The following is a 17058-nucleotide window of genomic DNA, read 5'->3' as shown; positions in this document are numbered from 1 at the left end:
AAGAAGACGAAAACAGGGAACCAACAGGAGGATATCCATGCGCGCATTCGTTCTGGCTCTCGCTGCCGCGAGCGCCCTCGTTCTGCCGGCCAAGGCTGAAAACGTCACCGTTGCCGTCACCGCCATCGTCGAACATCCGGCGCTCGATGCTGCCCGTGATGGCGTCAAGGCCGCGCTTGCCGAAGCCGGTTACAAGGAAGGCGAGAACCTCAAGTTCCTTTATGAGTCCGCGCAGGGCAATCCCGGCACCGCGGCGCAGATCGCGCGCCAGTTCGTGGGCGATGCGCCGAACGTCATCGTGCCGATCTCGACGCCGTCCGCCCAGGCCGTCGTTGCCGCCACGCGCGACATTCCGGTCGTCTTCACGGCGGTTTCCGATCCGGTCGGCGCACAGCTCGTCAAGGACATGCAAAAGCCCGGCCGCAACGTGACCGGCCTTTCCGACATGCTGCCGGTTGGCGAACATCTGGCGCTCATCAAGGAAATCTCCCCGAACGCCAAGTCCATCGGCTTCATCTACAATTCGGCCGAGGCCAACTCCGTTTCGACGCTGGCCCTCTTAAAGGCCGAAGCCGAGAAGGCGGGTCTCAAGGTTGTTGAATCCGTCGCCACCAAGTCCGCAGAAGTGCAGGGCGCAACCCGCGCGCTGGTCGGCAAGGCCGATGTGATCTACGTTCCGACCGACAACACCATCGTTTCCGCCTTCGAAGCGGCTGCCGGCGTTGCATCCGAGGCCAAGATCCCGCTTTACGCCGCCGATACGGATTCCGTCGCCCGCGGTGCGGTTGCTGCCCTCGGCTTCAACTATTTCGACGTTGGCAAGCAGACCGGCGCCGTCGTCGTCCGCATCCTCAAGGGTGAAAAGCCGGGCGATATTCCGGCAACCGTTGCTGTCGGCACTGATCTGGTGATCAACAAGAAGGCCGCCGAAAAAGCTGGCGTTACCTTCCCGGAAAGCATCACCAAGCGCGCCACCAAGGTCATCGACTGAACCGAAACCAGACTGAATAACGGGCGGCGGCAAATTCGCCGCCCGTTTTACGTGGCACGAGACGGTGCCCGTCTCCGCCTGATGGCGGCAATAACAAGGACATTACCGTGAGCCAAATCGCCTTCTGGGGTGCCGTGGAGCTGGGACTGGTCTTCGCTTTCGTGGCGATCGGCGTTTATCTCGCTTTCCGGGTGCTTGATTTTCCTGACCTGACCGTGGACGGTTCGTTTCCGCTCGGCGCCGCCGTGGCTGCCGTGCTGATCATCGCCGGTCTGAATGCCTGGGTTGCGACAGCGATTGCGATGGTGGCCGGTGCCGCCGCCGGCATCGTGACCGCGACGCTCAACGTTCGTTTCAAGATCCTCAACCTGCTTGCCTCGATCCTGACGATGATCGCGTTGTTTTCCGTCAATCTGCGCGTGATGGGAAAGCCGAATGTGGCGCTGCTCAATCAGGATACGATGATCTCGCCGTTTTACGGCCTCGGCTTGTCGGAATATCTGGTGCGGCCGCTTTTCGTCGGCGCGCTGGTGCTGATCGCGGTCATCCTCGTCTGGCGTTTCCTTGAAAGCGATGCGGGCCTTGCCATGCGCGCGACGGGTGCGAATGCCCGGATGGCGCGGGCGCAGGGCGTGAAGACCGGCAACCAGATCTACCTCGGCATGGCGCTTTCGAATGCGCTGGTCGCTCTCGGCGGCGCGCTGTTTGCGCAGACCAACGGCTTTGCAGATGTGACCTCCGGTGTCGGCACCATCGTCGTCGGCCTTGCCGCCGTCATCATCGGCGAAACTCTGTTCGGCGCGCGTGGCATTCTGATTGCGCTGATCGGCTGTGTCTTCGGCTCCATCGCCTATCGTCTCGCCATCCAGCTCGCTTTGTCGAGCGATGTGCTGGGCCTCAAGGCGTCCGATCTCAATTTCGTAACGGCGGTATTGGTGGCAATCGCATTGATCCTGCCCCGACTCCGTCGCGGGGGAGCAACATCGTGATTTCTCTTTCCGATATCCAGGTCGTCTTCGGGCGCGGCACGCCGCTGCAGAAGCAGGCGCTCTCCAAGATCGATCTCACCATCGACGATGGCTCCTTCGTCACCGTCATCGGTTCCAATGGCGCCGGTAAATCGACGCTGCTCGGCGTTCTGGCGGGCGATGTCCTGCCGACGGCGGGCAAGGTGATGATCGGCGGCGCCGATGTTACCCGCAAACCGACCGCCAGCCGGGCTGGGCGGGTTGCGCGCGTGTTTCAGGACCCGCTGGCGGGCAGCTGCGGCGCGCTCACCATCGAGGAAAATCTGGCGCTGGCGGCGTCGCGCGGCGAGCGTCGCGGCCTTCTGCCGGCGCTTGGGCGCGGCCGTCGGGATTTCTTCAAGGAGCGCATCGCCTCGCTCAATCTCGGGCTGGAAAATCGCCTGAAGGACCGTATGGATCTTCTGTCCGGTGGGCAGAGGCAGGCGGTCTCGCTCGTCATGGCGACGCTGTCCGGCTCGGACGTGCTGCTACTCGATGAACATACGGCTGCTCTTGATCCTGGCATGGCCGAATTCGTGATGGAGTTGACCCGCAAGGTCGTGTCGGAGCGCAAGCTGACGACGCTGATGGTCACCCATTCCATGCGTCAGGCGCTGGATTACGGCACCCGTACGATCATGCTGCATGCCGGTGAGATCGTGCTCGACGTCTCCGGCGATAGCCGCAAGGATCTCGAGGTCGAGGACCTGATCGACATGTTCCGCAAGATACGCGGCCAGAAGCTCGATGACGATGAGTTGCTGATCGGTTGATTGTAAAAAGGCGCCGTAAGGCGCCTTTTTTGTTTGCCGTCAGCGCGCCTGCGTGAAGAAAATCTTGACGGCGAAAAGCGAAAAGACGCCGGCGATCGTGTAATCCAGTCCGCGCAGAATTTTCCGGTTGCGTTGCAGCCAGGCTGAAAGAACATCTGCGGCGATCACGATGCCGATGCCGATCGGCAGCGCGACGATGATCGACCATATGCCGAGGAAGATCAGCTTGCCGGTTACATGCGGGTCGGATGCGCTGACGAATTGCGGCAGGAAGGTCATGAAAAAGATGATGATCTTCGGGTTCAGCAGGTTGACCCAGATGCCGTTCAACAGCGCCGATTTCAGGGAGGATTGCGCTTTTTCGCCGGTGCTTTTCACCATCACGAAATCCGAGCCTTTGCGGATCGCCTGAATGGCAAGCCAGACCAGATATGCGGCCCCGCCGGTCTTCAGGATCATGAAAGCCGTCGGCGAAGCGACGATGAGGGCGGCAACGCCGAAGGCGACGAGCATCGTGTGCACGGTAATGCCGATATTGGTTCCCAGTAGCGTCATGAAACCCGCCGTCCGGCCCTCGCGCAGCGAGCGGCTGATCCAAAGCGTCATGTCAGGTCCCGGCGTCACCGCCAGAAGCAGAATGGCGATGGTGAAGGCGATCAATGTTGGCAGGCCTGGAACGAAATCCATCGCGGCACCCGTAAAATCTGGAGGTTGCCGTGCTTAACGCGATTTCGCGCTTCTGCCAATGTTTTTGAGCGCCAATGCATCGGCGCGAGAGGCCGCCGCAACGGTTACATCGCGGCGGCCCGGAACATTCAGTTTTTCAGGAAGCTGGTGAAGGCGGCGGAGTATTCCGTGTGCCAGCGCGACAGCGGCGGGCGGTTCTGGACGATGTCATAGGCCGCCCAGAGAATGCGTTTTTCATCCGTCGGGCGGTCCACCTCGCCATCCGGGCAGAGAATGTAGAAATCGCCGCGGCCGATGCTTTCGACCATGAAGTCGACGGTCTGTTCGCCGGTCCATGCGCCTTCCGGCTTTTCCGTTCTGCCATGGGCGGTGAGGCCGGTGAAGACGTAACCGGGGATCAGCAGATGGGCGGAAACCGAGCCGTTCGGAATATTGCGCAATTCGTGCTGAAGCGCTTCCGTGAAGGTTTTGACGCCTGACTTCGAGACGTTATAGGCGGGATCGCCGGGAGGTGTGGTGATGCCCTGTTTCGAGCCGGTATTGATGATGAGCGCCGGCTCGCCATGGGCGATCATGCCCTGGCCGAAAACACGGCTGCCGTTCACGACGCCCATCAGATTGACGTTGATGATTTTTTCCCAATTGGCCTGCGGGCCGAAAATGGCGCTGCCGGGCTGGATGCCGGCATTGTTCATCAGAACGTGAACGCGTCCGAAACGCTGGATCACGGCGCGCTCCAGCGCCTCCAGTTCATCGAGTTTGGATATGTCGGTCGGGATGGCGACGATCTGCGCTTCGCCGTCCTTGGCGACGGCCAGAATATCCGCATGGGCTGCAGCAAGCCTGTCGCCGTCGAGATCGACGAGCACGACACTCATGCCGAAACCGGCGAATTTGCGGGCGGCGGCAAGTCCGATGCCGGATGCCGCACCGGTGATGACAGCGACATTATCTTCCTTGAATGCGGGGTGGATGGTCGTCATAGGTTTCTCCTTCGCGTCGTTTCGGCTGTTTCCAGCGGTTTGCAACGTTGCCTGAACCTGAGTGGCTTCATTCACGGTCTTCAAGTCGATCGCGCCGCTTATGATAAAGCGCGAATTTTCATAATGCATGTGACAATTGCTTCGTTCCCATCGATGCGCCCGGTCATCGCTCGCTGTCGTACCCGCCCATCAATTGTTTTGTCGCTTATCTCACGGAAAAGCGCTTCACACATTTCGGGTTGCACTGTAAAAGTGCCGAAATCCCAAGGAAATGGCGGTGTCCCAATGCCGTCATCATGCAGATGGACATCACTATGGCACTTCCGAAAGACGTTAAGAAAGTCGTTCTCGCCTATTCCGGCGGTCTCGACACCTCGATCATCCTGAAATGGCTTCAGACGGAACTGGGCGCGGAGGTGGTGACCTTCACCGCCGATCTTGGCCAGGGCGAAGAACTTGAGCCGGCGCGCAAGAAGGCCGAGATGCTGGGCATCAAGGAAATCTTCATCGAGGACGTCCGCGAAGAGTTCGTGCGTGATTTCGTATTCCCGATGTTCCGCGCCAACGCCGTTTATGAAGGCGTCTATCTGCTCGGCACCTCCATTGCCCGTCCGCTGATTTCCAAACACCTGATCGAAATCGCCAAGAAGACCGGCGCCGACGCCATTGCCCATGGCGCCACCGGCAAGGGCAACGACCAGGTCCGTTTCGAGCTTTCGGCCTATGCGCTGAACCCGGATATCAAGATCATCGCTCCCTGGCGCGACTGGACGTTCAAGAGCCGTACCGACCTCTTGAACTTCGCCGAACAGCACCAGATTCCGGTTGCCAAGGACAAGAAGGGCGAGGCGCCTTTCTCGGTCGACGCCAACCTGCTGCACTCCTCCTCCGAGGGCAAGGTTCTGGAAGACCCGGCACAGGAAGCGCCGGAATATGTGCATATGCGCACCATTTCCCCGGAAGCCGCGCCCGATAAGGCAACCGTCATCAAGGTCGGTTTCCGCAAGGGCGATGCCTGCTCCATCAACGGCGTTGAAATGTCGCCGGCGACGCTTCTTGCGACGCTGAACAACTATGGCCGCGAAAACGGCATCGGCCGTCTCGATCTGGTCGAGAACCGCTTCGTCGGCATGAAGTCGCGCGGCGTTTACGAGACGCCCGGCGGCACCATCCTGCTTGCCGCGCATCGCGCCATCGAATCCATTACGCTTGACCGGGGTGCAGCCCACCTCAAGGACGAGCTGATGCCGCGTTACGCCGAGCTTATCTATTACGGCTTCTGGTTCTCGCCAGAGCGCGAAATGCTGCAGGCGCTGATCGACAAGAGCCAGGAACATGTGGAAGGCGAAGTGACGCTGAAGCTCTACAAGGGCAATGTCATGGTAACCGGCCGCGAGAGCGCCAAGTCGCTCTATTCCGACGCGCTGGTGACCTTCGAGGACGACCACGGCGCTTATGACCAGAAGGATGCGGCAGGCTTCATCAAGCTCAATGCGCTGCGTCTTCGCACGCTCGCAAAGCGCAATATCAGCAAGTAATTCTGCTGGAATGGAAATAATGAAACCCGCTGGCGGCGACGCCGGCGGGTTTTTTCATGTCTCTCGTCTGGAGACGATGCGGAAGCCGATGTAGCTGGCGATTGCGGTGAATTCCATCACGGGGATGATGATGCCGAAGCCGGTCAACGGCGAACCGATAAGCGAGGCTGCGGCGCCGCCCGCAAAACCCGACCCCATCTGAATGAACCCCATCATCGCCGATGCCGAGCCGGCAATATGCGGGAAAGGGGCGAGGGCCGCCGTCACCATGGATGGCGTCAGCAAGGCGATACCGACGGTCGCCACCGCCACGGGTCCCATGATCGAAAGAAAGGATGGCGGTATCAGGAACACCGACAGCAGGATAAGGAGACCGCCTGTTCCCGAAAAACAGAGGCCGAGGACGACCGAACGGCGGTCGCCCAGCCGCGGTGCGATATAACGCAGGGCGATGGAGCCGAAGAAATAAGCGCCGGTCTGCATCAGCATGCCGATGCCGAAGGCGGTGGGTGTCATACCGACCTTATTGATGAGGATGAAGGTCAGCATGGTCGCCTGCGCATAAAGCGCGCCGATGGAACCGCCGAGCACCAGTGCAGCCAGAAGAAAACGCGGCTCGGTGAGCAATGTCCCATAGGCCGACAGGAGGCGACGCGGGCGGATAAGGTTCCTGTCCGGGATCGTCGTCTCGCGCAGGAAGACCACGACGGAGAAGATGGCGATGGCCCCGAGGCCGGCCATGAGGAAAAATACCGATTGCCACCCGAAAGCCGCAAGCGAAAGCCCGCCGATGGTCGGGCCCATGGCGGGGCCAACGGCCAGCATGATGCCAATGAGGTTCATGATGCTGGAGGCTTCAGCGCCCGTGAATTGATCGCGCACGATGGCGCGCGCCACCGTCATGCCGACGGAGGCGCCAATGCCCTGAACAAGCCGGGCGAAGAGCAGCACTTCAATTGTTGGGGCGAAGATCGCCAGCAGTCCGCCGCCCAGAAAGATGGAGAGGAAAACGAGACTCGCTTTTCGCCGACCGAAGGCGTCGGATGCCGGGCCGGCGAGCAGTTGGGCGATGGCGAAACCGGCGAAATAAAGCGAGAGGCTGAGTTTGACGGCAGATTCCGTGGTGGAGAAAACCCGCGTCAGTTCCGGCATGGCCGGTGTGTAGATCGCCATGGAAATCGGCGCCAGCGCCGTCAGCAACGCACCGAGTATGGCCGTGCGCTTTCTGGACATGATCGTTTTTGGCGACATTGCGATCAGCAGCTCTGGCCCGGCTGTTCCGGCTGGAGATTGTTGCGAAGGGTCTGCAGGAAGCTGCGGAAAAGCGCGACCTCCTCTTCATTCAGGCCCTGCGTGGCGTGACGGACGAGTTCATCGATTTCCTGGCGCACGGCTTCCAGCATGTCGGTGGAGTTTTTTGTCAGCACGATGCGCTTGGAGCGCCTGTCCTGCGGGTCCTGCTGGCGTTCGATGAGATCGAGAGATTGCAGCTTGTCGAGATAGGCGCAGATCGTCATCGGTTCGATGCCGAGCCGGGCGGCGATATCCGACTGTTTGCTACCATCAACGACGGCAACCGTCAGCAATGCGCGCGCTTCGCCGGGCGTCAGGCCCAGTCCGGCCTCCGAAATTCGGCGCTCAAACGCGCTGTTCAGCAGGCGTGCGCCGCTGTTCAGTAAAAATGCCAACGAGTCTTTTTCGCGTTTAGTGCCCATGCTTCGCCTTTTCGTAAGTCAGCCTTACTAAAATCCCGGCGATAATCAATGGCGCATAAATCATATTGTTGAAAATCGAGTAAAGTATGTGTCAGTTCGATTGCGTTACGGTCGGCAACATAATCGATGATTGTTACGCCAAAGCAAAGAAGATCGGACATCCCGCGTTTTATTTCATCTGCCATGCCGGTCCGTATCGTCGGTCAAGTCCCTTACATAGGTCACCTGCCATCGGTATCCGGCGTCTGTGCCGGCAGTCGGGGCAAAAGCAAAAATCAGGTCGTAGCCAATCTTCCTTACACCAAAGTCCGGCATTGAATTGCCGGTGGAGGCGTGCCCATATGGGCTTAACCGGAATCGTTCAAGGAAGATGAAATGCCATCCAAGACCGCGCTTTATCCCGCACTCGTTGACTGGAACGGCCACAATGGTCTGCCGAAATTCGATGCGATCAGGGATGAGGATTTCGCTCCAGCCTTCGATGCCGCCCTTCTGTCCCACGAACAGGAAATCGATGCGATTGCCGGCAATGCTGAGACCCCGAGCTTCGAAAACACCGTGACCGCGCTCGAAATCGCCGGAGACGATCTTTCGCGCATTTCGGCGCTGTTCTGGAACAGGGCGGGCGCCAATACCAATGGTGTGATCCAGGCGCTGGAGCGGGAGATCGCACCGAAACTGTCGCGGCACTATTCGAAGATCGGCATGAACGAAGCGCTGTTCAAGCGCATCGATACATTGTGGGAAAAGCGCGGAACGCTTGGGCTGACGGGTGAGGAGAGCCGCGTCCTTGAGCGGCACTGGAAGGGTTTCGTGCGCTCCGGCGCCAAGCTGCCGAAGGACCGGCAGGAACGGCTGGCGGCGATCAATGAGGAGCTTGCCGGTCTCGGCGCGAGATTCGGGCAGAATGTGCTGGCGGATGAAAAGAACTGGAAGCTTCTGCTTTCCACGGAAGAGGAACTTGCCGGCGTTCCCGGTTTTCTTCGCGACGCGATGGCGGGTGCGGCCCGTGAGCATGGCGAGGACGGCAAATTTGCCGTCACCCTTTCCCGTTCCATCATCGAGCCTTTCCTGACCTTTTCCGAACGCCGCGATCTGCGCGAACAGGCTTTCAGGGCCTGGGTGGCGCGCGGCGAGAATGGCGGCGAGACCGACAATCGCGAGATCGTCCACCGCACGCTCGAACTGCGCGAGGAAAAGTCAAAGCTTCTCGGTTACGCGAATTTCGCCGCCTACAAGCTTGATGACACGATGGCGAAGACGCCCGATGCCGTGAACGGCCTTTTAGGGCAGGTCTGGGAAAAGGCCGTGCGCCGTGCGGGCGAGGAAGAGGCCGAACTGGCCGCCATCATCGCCGAGGAGGGCAGGAATCACGAAGTGCTGCCCTGGGACTGGCGGCATTATGCCGAAAAGTTGCGGGCACGGAAATTCAGCTTCTCCGAGGCGGAGTTGAAGCCCTATCTGCAGCTCGAAAAGATCATCGAGGCCTGCTTCGATGTGGCCGGGCGGTTGTTCGGGATTCGAGCGGTCGAAGTCAAAGGCGTCGCCGCCTATCACCCGGATGTGCGGGTTTTCGAAATCCGCGATGAAAAGGGTGATCTGAAAGCCATGTTCCTCGGCGATTATTTCGCCCGTCCCTCCAAGCGCTCCGGCGCGTGGATGAGCTCCTTCCAGTCGCAGCACAAGCTGCCCTTGAAGAACGGCACGGTCGGAGAAATCCCGATTATCTACAATGTCTGCAATTTCGCCAAACCGGCCGAAGGCAAACCGGCTCTGCTTTCGCTCGACGATGCCCGCACGCTGTTTCACGAATTCGGCCACGCGCTGCATGGCATGTTGTCGAATGTCACTTACCCTTCCGTTTCCGGAACGGGTGTCTCGCGCGATTTCGTCGAATTGCCGTCGCAGCTTTACGAACATTGGCTGACCGTGCCGGAAATTCTGGAAAAATACGCCCTGCACTATGACACAGGCGCGCCGATGCCGAAGGCGCTGCTGGACAAGGTTCTGGCCGCGCAGACCTTCAATGCCGGGTTCAGCACGGTGGAATTCACCTCGTCGGCGATTGTCGACATGGCGTTCCACACGCGGGAAAACGTGAGCGATCCAATGGTCGTGCAGGGTGAGGTGCTCTCCACCCTGAACATGCCGAAGTCTATCGTCATGCGGCATGCGACCCCGCATTTCCAGCACGTTTTCTCCGGTGACGGATATTCAGCCGGCTATTATTCCTACATGTGGTCGGAAGTGCTGGATGCCGATGCCTTTTCGGCCTTCGAGGAAACTGGCAACCCCTTCGATGGCGAGATGGCGCGCAAGTTGAAAGACAATATCTATTCCGTCGGCGGTTCCATCGATCCGGAGGAGGCCTATCTTGCTTTTCGTGGCAAGATGCCAAGCCCGGATGCCATGCTTTTGAAGCGTGGCCTCGTGTAAGAGTTCGGTATAAAAGACTGTCATATTTCTGAGCTAGAACCTGAGTGCAGGGGGCTTATGACAAGGCCCCCCTTTCGCATTTGCAAAAAAAAGGTTATGAGCGCGCCAAACTAAATTGGCGTTTCTCATCAATATAGCGCCCAACCTCAGAGATTTTGAACAATGGCACTTCGCAACATCGCGATCATCGCGCACGTTGACCATGGAAAAACGACGCTCGTGGACGAGCTTCTGAAGCAGTCCGGCTCGTTCCGCGACAACCAGCGTGTCGCCGAGCGCGTGATGGATAGCAACGATCTCGAAAAGGAACGTGGCATCACCATTCTCGCCAAGGCGACTTCGGTGGAGTGGAAGGGTGTCCGCATCAACATCGTCGACACCCCCGGCCACGCCGACTTCGGCGGTGAAGTCGAGCGTATCCTGTCGATGGTGGATGGCGCAATCGTTCTGGTCGACTCCTCGGAAGGCCCGATGCCGCAGACCAAGTTCGTGGTCAGCAAGGCGCTGAAGGTCGGTCTTCGCCCGATCGTCGCGATCAACAAGATCGACCGTCCGGATGGCCGCCACGAAGAAGTCATCAACGAAGTCTTCGACCTCTTCGCAAACCTCGATGCCACCGATGAGCAGCTCGACTTCCCGATCCTCTACGGTTCCGGTCGTGACGGCTGGATGAACGTCAACCCGGAAGGCCCGAAGGATCAGGGTCTTGCGCCGCTGCTCGATCTGGTTCTCGAACATGTTCCGGAGCCCAAGGTTGAAGAAGGTCCGTTCCGCCTGATCGGCACCATCCTTGAAGCCAACAACTTCCTCGGCCGCATCATCACCGGTCGCATCGCTTCCGGCTCCATCAAGCCTAACCAGGCCGTGAAGGTTCTCGGCCAGGACGGCAAGGTTATTGAAAACGGCCGTATTTCCAAGATCCTCGCATTCCGCGGCATTGAGCGCACGTCGATCGAAGAAGCCCATGCGGGCGACATCGTCGCCATTGCAGGCCTCTCCAAGGGAACTGTTGCCGACACCTTCTGTGACCCCTCCGTCACCGAGGCGATGACCGCGCAGCCGATCGACCCGCCGACCGTTACCATGTCGTTCATCGTCAACGACAGCCCGCTGGCTGGCACTGAAGGCGACAAGGTCACGAGCCGCGTTATCCGTGACCGCCTGTTCAAGGAAGCCGAAGGCAACGTTGCGCTGAAGATCGAAGAAGCCGAAGGCAAGGATTCGTTCTTCGTTTCCGGCCGTGGCGAATTGCAGCTGGCGGTTCTGATCGAAACCATGCGTCGCGAAGGCTTCGAGCTTGCCGTTTCGCGTCCGCGCGTCGTGATGCACAAGGATGAGAACGGCACCCTGCTGGAGCCGATCGAAGAAGTCGTGATCGACGTTGATGAAGAACATTCCGGCGTCGTCGTCCAGAAGATGTCCGAGCGCAAGGCTGAAATGGCCGAGCTTCGTCCTTCCGGCGGCAATCGCGTTCGTCTGAAGTTCTATGCGCCGACCCGTGGCCTGATCGGTTACCAGTCGGAACTGCTGACCGACACGCGCGGTACGGCGATCATGAACCGTCTGTTCCACGACTATCAGCCCTTCAAGGGCCAGATTGCCGGCCGCGTAAACGGCGTTCTGCTGTCGAACGGTTCGGGCGAAGCTGTCGCTTATGCCATGTTCAACCTGGAAGATCGCGGCCCGATGATCATCGAGCCGGGTGAAAAGGTCTATGCCGGTATGATCATCGGTATTCACTCTCGCGATAACGATCTCGAAGTGAACGTGCTGAAGGGCAAGCAGCTGACCAACATCCGCGCTGCCGGCAAGGATGAAGCCGTGAAGCTGACGCCGCCGATCCGCATGACGCTCGATCGCGCGCTCTCCTGGATTCAGGACGATGAGCTGATGGAAGTGACGCCGAAGTCCATCCGTCTGCGCAAGATGTTCCTGGACGCCAACGATCGCAAGCGTTTTGAAAAGGCCAAGCTCGCTGTCTGATTGCGGCTTGTCGTTACGAATTTGAAAGAACCCGGCCTCGAGCCGGGTTTTTTTATGCGTTCGTTTTTATGTGTGCATGAGTCGAAAGGCGCTTTGCCAAAGGTTAAGGATGCGTTAATTTTTATCGGTCGTCCACATGAATAGGCTGTGGGTAAGCTTGCCGGCGTTAACCTTTATGACTGGTAAGTTTGCGTGGCCGGGGCCAGAATCGCGTTATGAAAACGTTATCCATCGATGTTCGCCGTGCTGAACCGCATGATGCGCGCGCCATCTCCGAGGCGCACCGTCTGTCGTGGCAACAGGCCTATGCTGGGCTTATCCCGCATCGGCCGTTGACGCAGATGCTCGAGCGTCGTGGAGAAGTCTGGTGGAAAAAGGCAACCAAAGGCTCCGCAACCATGCTGGTGGTGGAGGTGGCCGGTGTGGTCGCCGGATATGCGACACTGGGCCTCAGCCGGGCACGCGGGCTGCCGCAGGACGGCGAGATATACGAACTGTATCTCCGGCCGGAATATCAGGGCATCGGGCTTGGCTCGCTGCTGTTTACGGAAGCGCGCAGACTGCTGACCTCGCTTGGCTGCAACGGCATCGTTGTCTGGTGCCTTGAAGACAGCGATGTGGCCAACCGCTTTTTCCGCTCTCACGGTGGCCGCGATATCGCCGAAGGCATGGAAGATTTCGACGGCAAGTCGCTTCGCAAGGTCGGTTTCGTCTGGAACTGACAAACAATGCCGGGTGATTTGGCCTTGGGTTCATTCTCCCGGCCGGCCATGCGCAAATGCGATAGCCTCAAATCCCGCATTCTGCCTTATCCGCCCAAAGCCATGTTGCAATGCGGCGACTTTCCCAGTATCGAAAACCAAATCCAACCCGTCGAATGAGGGAAGCGAATGCGTATCGATGCAATTTCCGTAGGCAAGAATCCGCCGGATGACGTGAATGTCATCGTTGAAGTGCCGGTCGGTGGACACCCGATCAAGTACGAGATGGACAAGGATGCCGGTGCGCTGATCGTCGATCGCTTCCTCTACACGCCGATGACCTATCCGGGTAACTATGGTTTCGTGCCGCACACCCTGTCCGACGATGGCGATCCGATCGACGTTCTCATCTGCAACACCCGCCCGCTGGTTCCGGGCTGCGTCATCAATGTCCGCCCCATCGGTGTGATGATCATGGAAGATGACGGCGGCAAGGACGAGAAGATCCTCGCCGTGCCGGTTCCGAAGCTGACGCGCCGTTACGACAAGGTCCACAACTACACCGACCTGCCGGAAATCACGCTGAAGCAGATCGAGCACTTCTTCGAGCACTACAAGGATCTGGAGCCCGGCAAGTGGGTGAAGATGGGCGGCTGGCAGGATGTCGACGTCGCCAAGAAGCTGATCGTCGAAGCCATCGAGCGCTACAAGGCGCAGGGCTGATCTAAAGCATGTCTCCCAAAAGTGTGCAGCGGTTTTGGGACTAAGACATGCTTAAAAACAAAGATCTAAAGCGCGTCGCATGAATCAGATTAGACGCGATGCGCTTTAGTTTTCGAGCTTCTTGAATAGCTCTTCGAAATCCTCCGGGTCGGTGTCGATCCGGAGGATTTTTTTGCGCGCCGTTTCGCCTGAAACGAAGCTGATGGAGGATTTCGGCAGGCCGAGTTTTTTCGCCAGCAAAACAATCAGGGCCTTGTTGGCCTTGCCGCCTTCCGGCACGGCGCTGACGCGGGCTCTGAGATGCGCGTTTCCCTCCGCATCCTTTTCCACGCCGTCGATGGCGTCCCGCCCGCCATTCGGTGTGAGGCGGACGGTCAGGCGGACATGGTCGCTATGCTTCTGCCAGCAGCCGCTCAAGCGACCATCGGGTAAAGCGTGTTCCACATGAAGGAGCGGATGAAGAAGATGATCAAGAGCACGATGATCGGCGAAATGTCGATGCCGCCGAGATTGGGCAGAATGCGGCGGATGGGGCGCAGAACCGGTTCCGTGACATTGAACAGAAAGCTGCCGATGGCGTTCACGAACTGGTTGCGGGAATTGATGACGTTGAAGGCGTAAAGCCAGGAAAAAATAGCGCTGGCGATCAGCACCCACGTATAGAGGTTCAAGGCCAGATCGATGGTCTGAAACAGGGCAAGCATCAATATCTCCGTATCTTGGTTGCAAGACATTTAGACATTGAACCGTGAACCGGCAAGTGTCGCGCCGGATCGTAATGATCTTTGGTCTGATCGGCCGGCGATCATCGCAATCTGGTTCATGGCTTTGTAGAGGGATTTCAGACGAAAACCGCTCACACTTTTCGTCATCCCGCTGGTGAGGGCTGGCGATTCCCGTGATATCGCTCTATTGCAAAGCTCTCATATTGTCTCGCGAGCACCCAGCCGATGTCCCTCCCTTCCGCCGAAAACCGTTTCGGTGCATTCCGGCATAGTTCCTATCGCCGCTTTTTCAGTGCCCGGTTTTTTTCCGCTTTCGCCATCCAGATCGTCAGCGTCTCGGTCGGCTGGCAGATGTATGAGGTGACCGGCAACGCCTTTTATCTCGGCCTGATCGGTCTTTTCCAGTTTCTGCCGTCCCTACTTCTGATCCTCGTCACCGGAACGGTCGCCGACCGGCACAATCGTCGGCGCATCATGGCCATATGCCTGCTGATTGCGGCGCTGTGCGCTGCCGCTCTTCTGGGTCTTACGCTGACGCACAGCTTTTCCCCCTGGCCGGTCTTCGCCATTCTTGTCGTCTTCGGCATAGAGCGCGCCTTTATGGGACCGGCGGTTCAGTCGCTGGCGCCCAATCTCGTGCCGGTGGAGGATTTGCCGAACGCCATCGCCTGGAATTCCTCTTCGTGGCAGATGGCGTCCATTCTCGGTCCCGTTGCCGGCGGCCTGCTTTATGGCCTCGGTGCTTCCGTCGCCTATAGCGTGGCGCTCGTGCTTTTCATCGTGTCCGCAGCGCTTGCGGTGACGATCCGCAAGCCGGAACAACGCGGCCCGGCAAAAGCCATCAGTCTCGAAACCATGCTCGCCGGGTTCAAATTCATCGCGCAGGAAAAAATCGTTCTCGGTGCGATCTCGCTCGATCTTTTCGCGGTGCTGCTGGGCGGCGCGGTGGCGCTGATGCCGATTTTTGCCAAGGAAGTGCTGACGCTCGGGCCATGGGGTCTCGGGCTTCTGCGGGCAGCACCCGGCATCGGGGCCATCACCGTTGCGGTCATTCTGGCGTTCAAGCCCATTCGTCACCATGCCGGTCTGCTGATGTTTACCGGCGTCGGCCTCTTCGGCATCTCCACCGTGGTCTTCGGGCTTTCGCAAACCGCGTGGCTGTCTATCGCCGCGTTGGTGGTCATGGGCGCATCCGACATGGTGTCGGTTTATGTGCGCGAGACCCTGATCGCGCTGTGGACGCCGGATGAGGTGCGCGGGCGCGTGAATGCCGTGAACATGGTGTTCGTCGGCGCATCGAACGAGTTGGGTGAGTTCCGCGCCGGCACCATGGCGCATGTCGTCGGGGCCGTGCCGGCCGTTGTCATCGGCGGGGCGGGCACGCTTGCTGTGGCGGTTATCTGGGCGCTCAGCTTTTCAAAGCTGCGCAGAATCGACAATCTGGACGCGCCGAACTGATGGCGATGGGCATTAGGTCATGATGATTTTAGGTCGAATCGACCCAAAATCATCATGATCTAAATCAAAAAGTTGAGACGCGGGATTTCAGGCGAAAACCGCTTACACTTTTCGCCATCCCGCGCTAGCGCTGCGCCTTGCCTTCAAAAACCAGATCGAGGAAATTGCCGAGCCATGCCCTGAGCGGCGTGTCGAACAGCATGCGGCCTTCCAGATGCTGGCTGCCCACCTGCGCATTGGGCATGCCGAAGCGCTGCGCGCCGCGCACCACCCAGCTATGCATCATGGCGCGGGTCAGTTCGGCGTGAAACTGCAGGCCCCAGGCATTCTTTCCATAGCGATAGGCCTGATTGGGATAGGTCTCGCCCGAGGCCAGAAGTTCGGCTCCGCGGGGCAGCTCGAACCCTTCCTTGTGGAAATGATAGACCATCTTCGGCCAATGCGGCATCAGAAGGCGCCCATGTTCGGTGGCATGAAGCGGATACCAGCCGATCTCCACCTTGCCTTCCCTGTCGGCCTCCACCTTGCCGCCGAGATGTTTGGACAGCATCTGCGCGCCGAGACAGATGCCGAGAAAGGGTTTGTTTTCCTTCAGCGGCACCTTCAGCCAGTCGATTTCGGCTTTGACGTAGTCATGAGAATCGTTGGCGCTCATCGGTCCGCCGAAGATGATGGCGCCTGCGTGTTTCTCCAGCGTTTGCGGCAGGTCATCGCCGAGCGCAGGGCGCCTTATATCCAGACGATACCCTTTTTCCACCAGCATCTGGCCGACACGGCCGGGCGTGGAACGTTCCTGATGCAGGACGATGAGCAGCGATGGTTGTTTTCTCTGTTGCCTGGAAGGGTCAAACAGCATCGTCTTCGTTTTCGCTTTCTTCAGCGGGCCCGGACCTCGTGGCGGCCTGCTGACGTTGCAGAACCCTGTCGCGCACGGATACACCAAGCAGGTCGGCGACTCGCCAGATCACATGGTCTTCCATTTCGCTTCGTTCGCCGTCAGCGTAAACAATATCCCATAATATGCCAATAAGCTCCACGCGCTGATCTTCATCGAGATGGCGGCGTATATCGGTGGTGAAGCGGTAATAATCGACGGCTTCCTTGCCGGCCTCCTGGCCGGCGGCGAGAAGCGCGTCCAGCTTGCCGGCATCGAGATGGTAATAGTCCTGCAGGATTTCGCGCAGGCGGTCGCGCTCGCTTTTCGAGACGGTGCCATCCGCTTCCATGACCTGGAAACAGAGGGCGGCCACCGCCACCCTCAGATCGTCCGGGCTAAAATCATCCCCATGCGGGCCGACGAGGTTCTGAATAAACGACTGTATTTGCTGGAACATCGAT

The 17058-nt window shown here is 59.0% G+C and carries 18 protein-coding genes; 9 read left to right on the top strand and 9 right to left on the bottom strand.

Annotated features, from left to right (window positions below):
* Positions 1 to 37 precede the first annotated feature (37 nt).
* The 3 genes from ACQZ60_RS21615 (at position 38) to ACQZ60_RS21605 (ending at position 2771) form a co-directional block, all read left to right on the top strand.
* Complete coding sequence (locus ACQZ60_RS21615; protein ID WP_020813569.1) at positions 38 to 991, top strand: ABC transporter substrate-binding protein; 954 nt, start codon at positions 38 to 40, stop codon at positions 989 to 991.
* Between the two features lie 107 nt (positions 992 to 1098).
* Positions 1099 to 1980, top strand: coding sequence for an ABC transporter permease (locus tag ACQZ60_RS21610; RefSeq protein ID WP_003505036.1), 882 nt, complete (start codon positions 1099 to 1101; stop codon positions 1978 to 1980).
* Complete coding sequence (locus tag ACQZ60_RS21605; RefSeq protein WP_065656934.1) at positions 1977 to 2771, top strand: ABC transporter ATP-binding protein; 795 nt, start codon at positions 1977 to 1979, stop codon at positions 2769 to 2771. Before ACQZ60_RS21610 ends, ACQZ60_RS21605 begins: the two co-directional genes overlap by 4 nt.
* Positions 2772 to 2810: 39 nt before the next feature.
* Here ACQZ60_RS21605 and ACQZ60_RS21600 read toward each other — a convergent pair whose 3' ends face one another.
* Both ACQZ60_RS21600 and ACQZ60_RS21595 read right to left on the bottom strand, forming a co-directional pair.
* Positions 2811 to 3458 carry a LysE family translocator gene (locus ACQZ60_RS21600; protein ID WP_003523192.1) on the bottom strand — a complete coding sequence of 216 codons (648 nt, stop codon included), beginning with the start codon at positions 3456 to 3458 and terminating at the stop codon, positions 2811 to 2813.
* A gap of 128 nt (positions 3459 to 3586) precedes the next feature.
* Positions 3587 to 4441 (bottom strand): SDR family NAD(P)-dependent oxidoreductase, encoded by an 855-nt coding sequence (locus ACQZ60_RS21595; protein WP_031234585.1) that lies wholly within the window; start codon positions 4439 to 4441, stop codon positions 3587 to 3589.
* A 314-nt stretch (positions 4442 to 4755) separates the two neighbouring features.
* On the opposite strand from ACQZ60_RS21595, the gene ACQZ60_RS21590 reads away from it, so the two are divergent.
* Positions 4756 to 5979, top strand: coding sequence for an argininosuccinate synthase (locus ACQZ60_RS21590; RefSeq protein WP_003523477.1), 1224 nt, complete (start codon positions 4756 to 4758; stop codon positions 5977 to 5979).
* Positions 5980 to 6033: 54 nt separating this feature from the next.
* Here the strand turns inward: ACQZ60_RS21590 and ACQZ60_RS21585 are convergent, their stop codons facing one another.
* Genes ACQZ60_RS21585 through ACQZ60_RS21575 form a run of 3 tightly spaced genes read right to left on the bottom strand, consistent with a single transcriptional unit; the run spans position 6034 to position 7879 of the window.
* Positions 6034 to 7230 carry a multidrug effflux MFS transporter gene (locus tag ACQZ60_RS21585; RefSeq protein WP_448736108.1) on the bottom strand — a complete coding sequence of 399 codons (1197 nt, stop codon included), beginning with the start codon at positions 7228 to 7230 and terminating at the stop codon, positions 6034 to 6036.
* A 5-nt stretch (positions 7231 to 7235) separates the two neighbouring features.
* The gene (locus ACQZ60_RS21580) at positions 7236 to 7694 is read right to left on the bottom strand and encodes a MarR family winged helix-turn-helix transcriptional regulator (protein WP_020813564.1); all 459 of its coding nucleotides are present in this window, start codon (positions 7692 to 7694) and stop codon (positions 7236 to 7238) included.
* Entirely contained in the window at positions 7652 to 7879 is a 228-nt protein-coding gene (locus tag ACQZ60_RS21575; protein ID WP_155246314.1) for a hypothetical protein, read from the bottom strand. Before ACQZ60_RS21575 ends, ACQZ60_RS21580 begins: the two co-directional genes overlap by 43 nt.
* Positions 7880 to 8069: 190 nt before the next feature.
* On the opposite strand from ACQZ60_RS21575, the gene ACQZ60_RS21570 reads away from it, so the two are divergent.
* The 4 genes from ACQZ60_RS21570 to ppa all read left to right on the top strand — a co-directional run bounded on the left by ACQZ60_RS21570 (position 8070) and on the right by ppa (position 13537).
* Entirely contained in the window at positions 8070 to 10130 is a 2061-nt protein-coding gene (locus tag ACQZ60_RS21570) for a M3 family metallopeptidase (RefSeq protein ID WP_448736107.1), read from the top strand.
* Between the two features lie 162 nt (positions 10131 to 10292).
* On the top strand, positions 10293 to 12113 hold the full coding sequence (gene typA, locus ACQZ60_RS21565) for a translational GTPase TypA (RefSeq protein ID WP_003523483.1): 1821 nt from the start codon (positions 10293 to 10295) through the stop codon (positions 12111 to 12113).
* A gap of 215 nt (positions 12114 to 12328) precedes the next feature.
* On the top strand, positions 12329 to 12835 hold the full coding sequence (locus ACQZ60_RS21560; protein ID WP_003523484.1) for a GNAT family N-acetyltransferase: 507 nt from the start codon (positions 12329 to 12331) through the stop codon (positions 12833 to 12835).
* 168 nt (positions 12836 to 13003) lie between these two features.
* Positions 13004 to 13537, top strand: a complete 534-nt coding sequence (gene ppa, locus ACQZ60_RS21555; RefSeq protein ID WP_003523485.1) for an inorganic diphosphatase — start codon at positions 13004 to 13006, stop codon at positions 13535 to 13537.
* A gap of 105 nt (positions 13538 to 13642) precedes the next feature.
* Here the strand turns inward: ppa and ACQZ60_RS21550 are convergent, their stop codons facing one another.
* Positions 13643 to 13954: a DUF167 domain-containing protein gene (locus tag ACQZ60_RS21550; RefSeq protein WP_031234583.1), complete on the bottom strand. Its 312-nt coding sequence runs from the start codon at positions 13952 to 13954 to the stop codon at positions 13643 to 13645.
* Positions 13951 to 14241, bottom strand: coding sequence for a YggT family protein (locus ACQZ60_RS21545; RefSeq protein WP_003523487.1), 291 nt, complete (start codon positions 14239 to 14241; stop codon positions 13951 to 13953). The genes ACQZ60_RS21550 and ACQZ60_RS21545 overlap by 4 nt, the downstream gene beginning before the upstream one ends.
* A 246-nt stretch (positions 14242 to 14487) precedes the next feature.
* Here ACQZ60_RS21545 and ACQZ60_RS21540 point away from each other — a divergent pair, with 246 nt between their 5' ends.
* Positions 14488 to 15720, top strand: coding sequence for an MFS transporter (locus tag ACQZ60_RS21540; protein WP_020813559.1), 1233 nt, complete (start codon positions 14488 to 14490; stop codon positions 15718 to 15720).
* Positions 15721 to 15844: 124 nt separating this feature from the next.
* Here the strand turns inward: ACQZ60_RS21540 and ACQZ60_RS21535 are convergent, their stop codons facing one another.
* Together ACQZ60_RS21535 and ACQZ60_RS21530 are read right to left on the bottom strand one after the other, a co-directional pair.
* Positions 15845 to 16576: a glutamine amidotransferase gene (locus ACQZ60_RS21535; RefSeq protein WP_003523491.1), complete on the bottom strand. Its 732-nt coding sequence runs from the start codon at positions 16574 to 16576 to the stop codon at positions 15845 to 15847.
* Positions 16566 to 17054, bottom strand: a complete 489-nt coding sequence (locus ACQZ60_RS21530; protein ID WP_020813557.1) for a tellurite resistance TerB family protein — start codon at positions 17052 to 17054, stop codon at positions 16566 to 16568. The genes ACQZ60_RS21535 and ACQZ60_RS21530 overlap by 11 nt, the downstream gene beginning before the upstream one ends.
* Positions 17055 to 17058: the final 4 nt, after the last annotated feature.

This window comes from Agrobacterium sp. 22-223-1 (assembly GCF_053522385.1).
This window is presented reverse-complemented; position numbering and strand designations above follow the sequence as displayed.

Bases quoted from the DNA above. Each gene is read 5' to 3' on its own strand.
- ppa (WP_003523485.1), top strand. From the start codon at position 13,004: ATGCGTATCGATGCAATTTCCGTAGGCAAGAATCCGCCGGATGACGTG.
- ACQZ60_RS21530 (WP_020813557.1), bottom strand. From the start codon at position 17,054: ATGTTCCAGCAAATACAGTCGTTTATTCAGAACCTCGTCGGCCCGCAT.
- ACQZ60_RS21615 (WP_020813569.1), top strand. From the start codon at position 38: ATGCGCGCATTCGTTCTGGCTCTCGCTGCCGCGAGCGCCCTCGTTCTG.
- ACQZ60_RS21600 (WP_003523192.1), bottom strand. From the start codon at position 3,458: ATGGATTTCGTTCCAGGCCTGCCAACATTGATCGCCTTCACCATCGCC.
- ACQZ60_RS21585 (WP_448736108.1), bottom strand. From the start codon at position 7,230: ATGTCGCCAAAAACGATCATGTCCAGAAAGCGCACGGCCATACTCGGT.
- typA (WP_003523483.1), top strand. From the start codon at position 10,293: ATGGCACTTCGCAACATCGCGATCATCGCGCACGTTGACCATGGAAAA.
- ACQZ60_RS21545 (WP_003523487.1), bottom strand. From the start codon at position 14,241: ATGCTTGCCCTGTTTCAGACCATCGATCTGGCCTTGAACCTCTATACG.
- ACQZ60_RS21535 (WP_003523491.1), bottom strand. From the start codon at position 16,576: ATGCTGTTTGACCCTTCCAGGCAACAGAGAAAACAACCATCGCTGCTC.
- ACQZ60_RS21580 (WP_020813564.1), bottom strand. From the start codon at position 7,694: ATGGGCACTAAACGCGAAAAAGACTCGTTGGCATTTTTACTGAACAGC.
- ACQZ60_RS21540 (WP_020813559.1), top strand. From the start codon at position 14,488: ATGTCCCTCCCTTCCGCCGAAAACCGTTTCGGTGCATTCCGGCATAGT.
- ACQZ60_RS21575 (WP_155246314.1), bottom strand. From the start codon at position 7,879: ATGGCAGATGAAATAAAACGCGGGATGTCCGATCTTCTTTGCTTTGGC.
- ACQZ60_RS21595 (WP_031234585.1), bottom strand. From the start codon at position 4,441: ATGACGACCATCCACCCCGCATTCAAGGAAGATAATGTCGCTGTCATC.
- ACQZ60_RS21570 (WP_448736107.1), top strand. From the start codon at position 8,070: ATGCCATCCAAGACCGCGCTTTATCCCGCACTCGTTGACTGGAACGGC.
- ACQZ60_RS21560 (WP_003523484.1), top strand. From the start codon at position 12,329: ATGAAAACGTTATCCATCGATGTTCGCCGTGCTGAACCGCATGATGCG.
- ACQZ60_RS21590 (WP_003523477.1), top strand. From the start codon at position 4,756: ATGGCACTTCCGAAAGACGTTAAGAAAGTCGTTCTCGCCTATTCCGGC.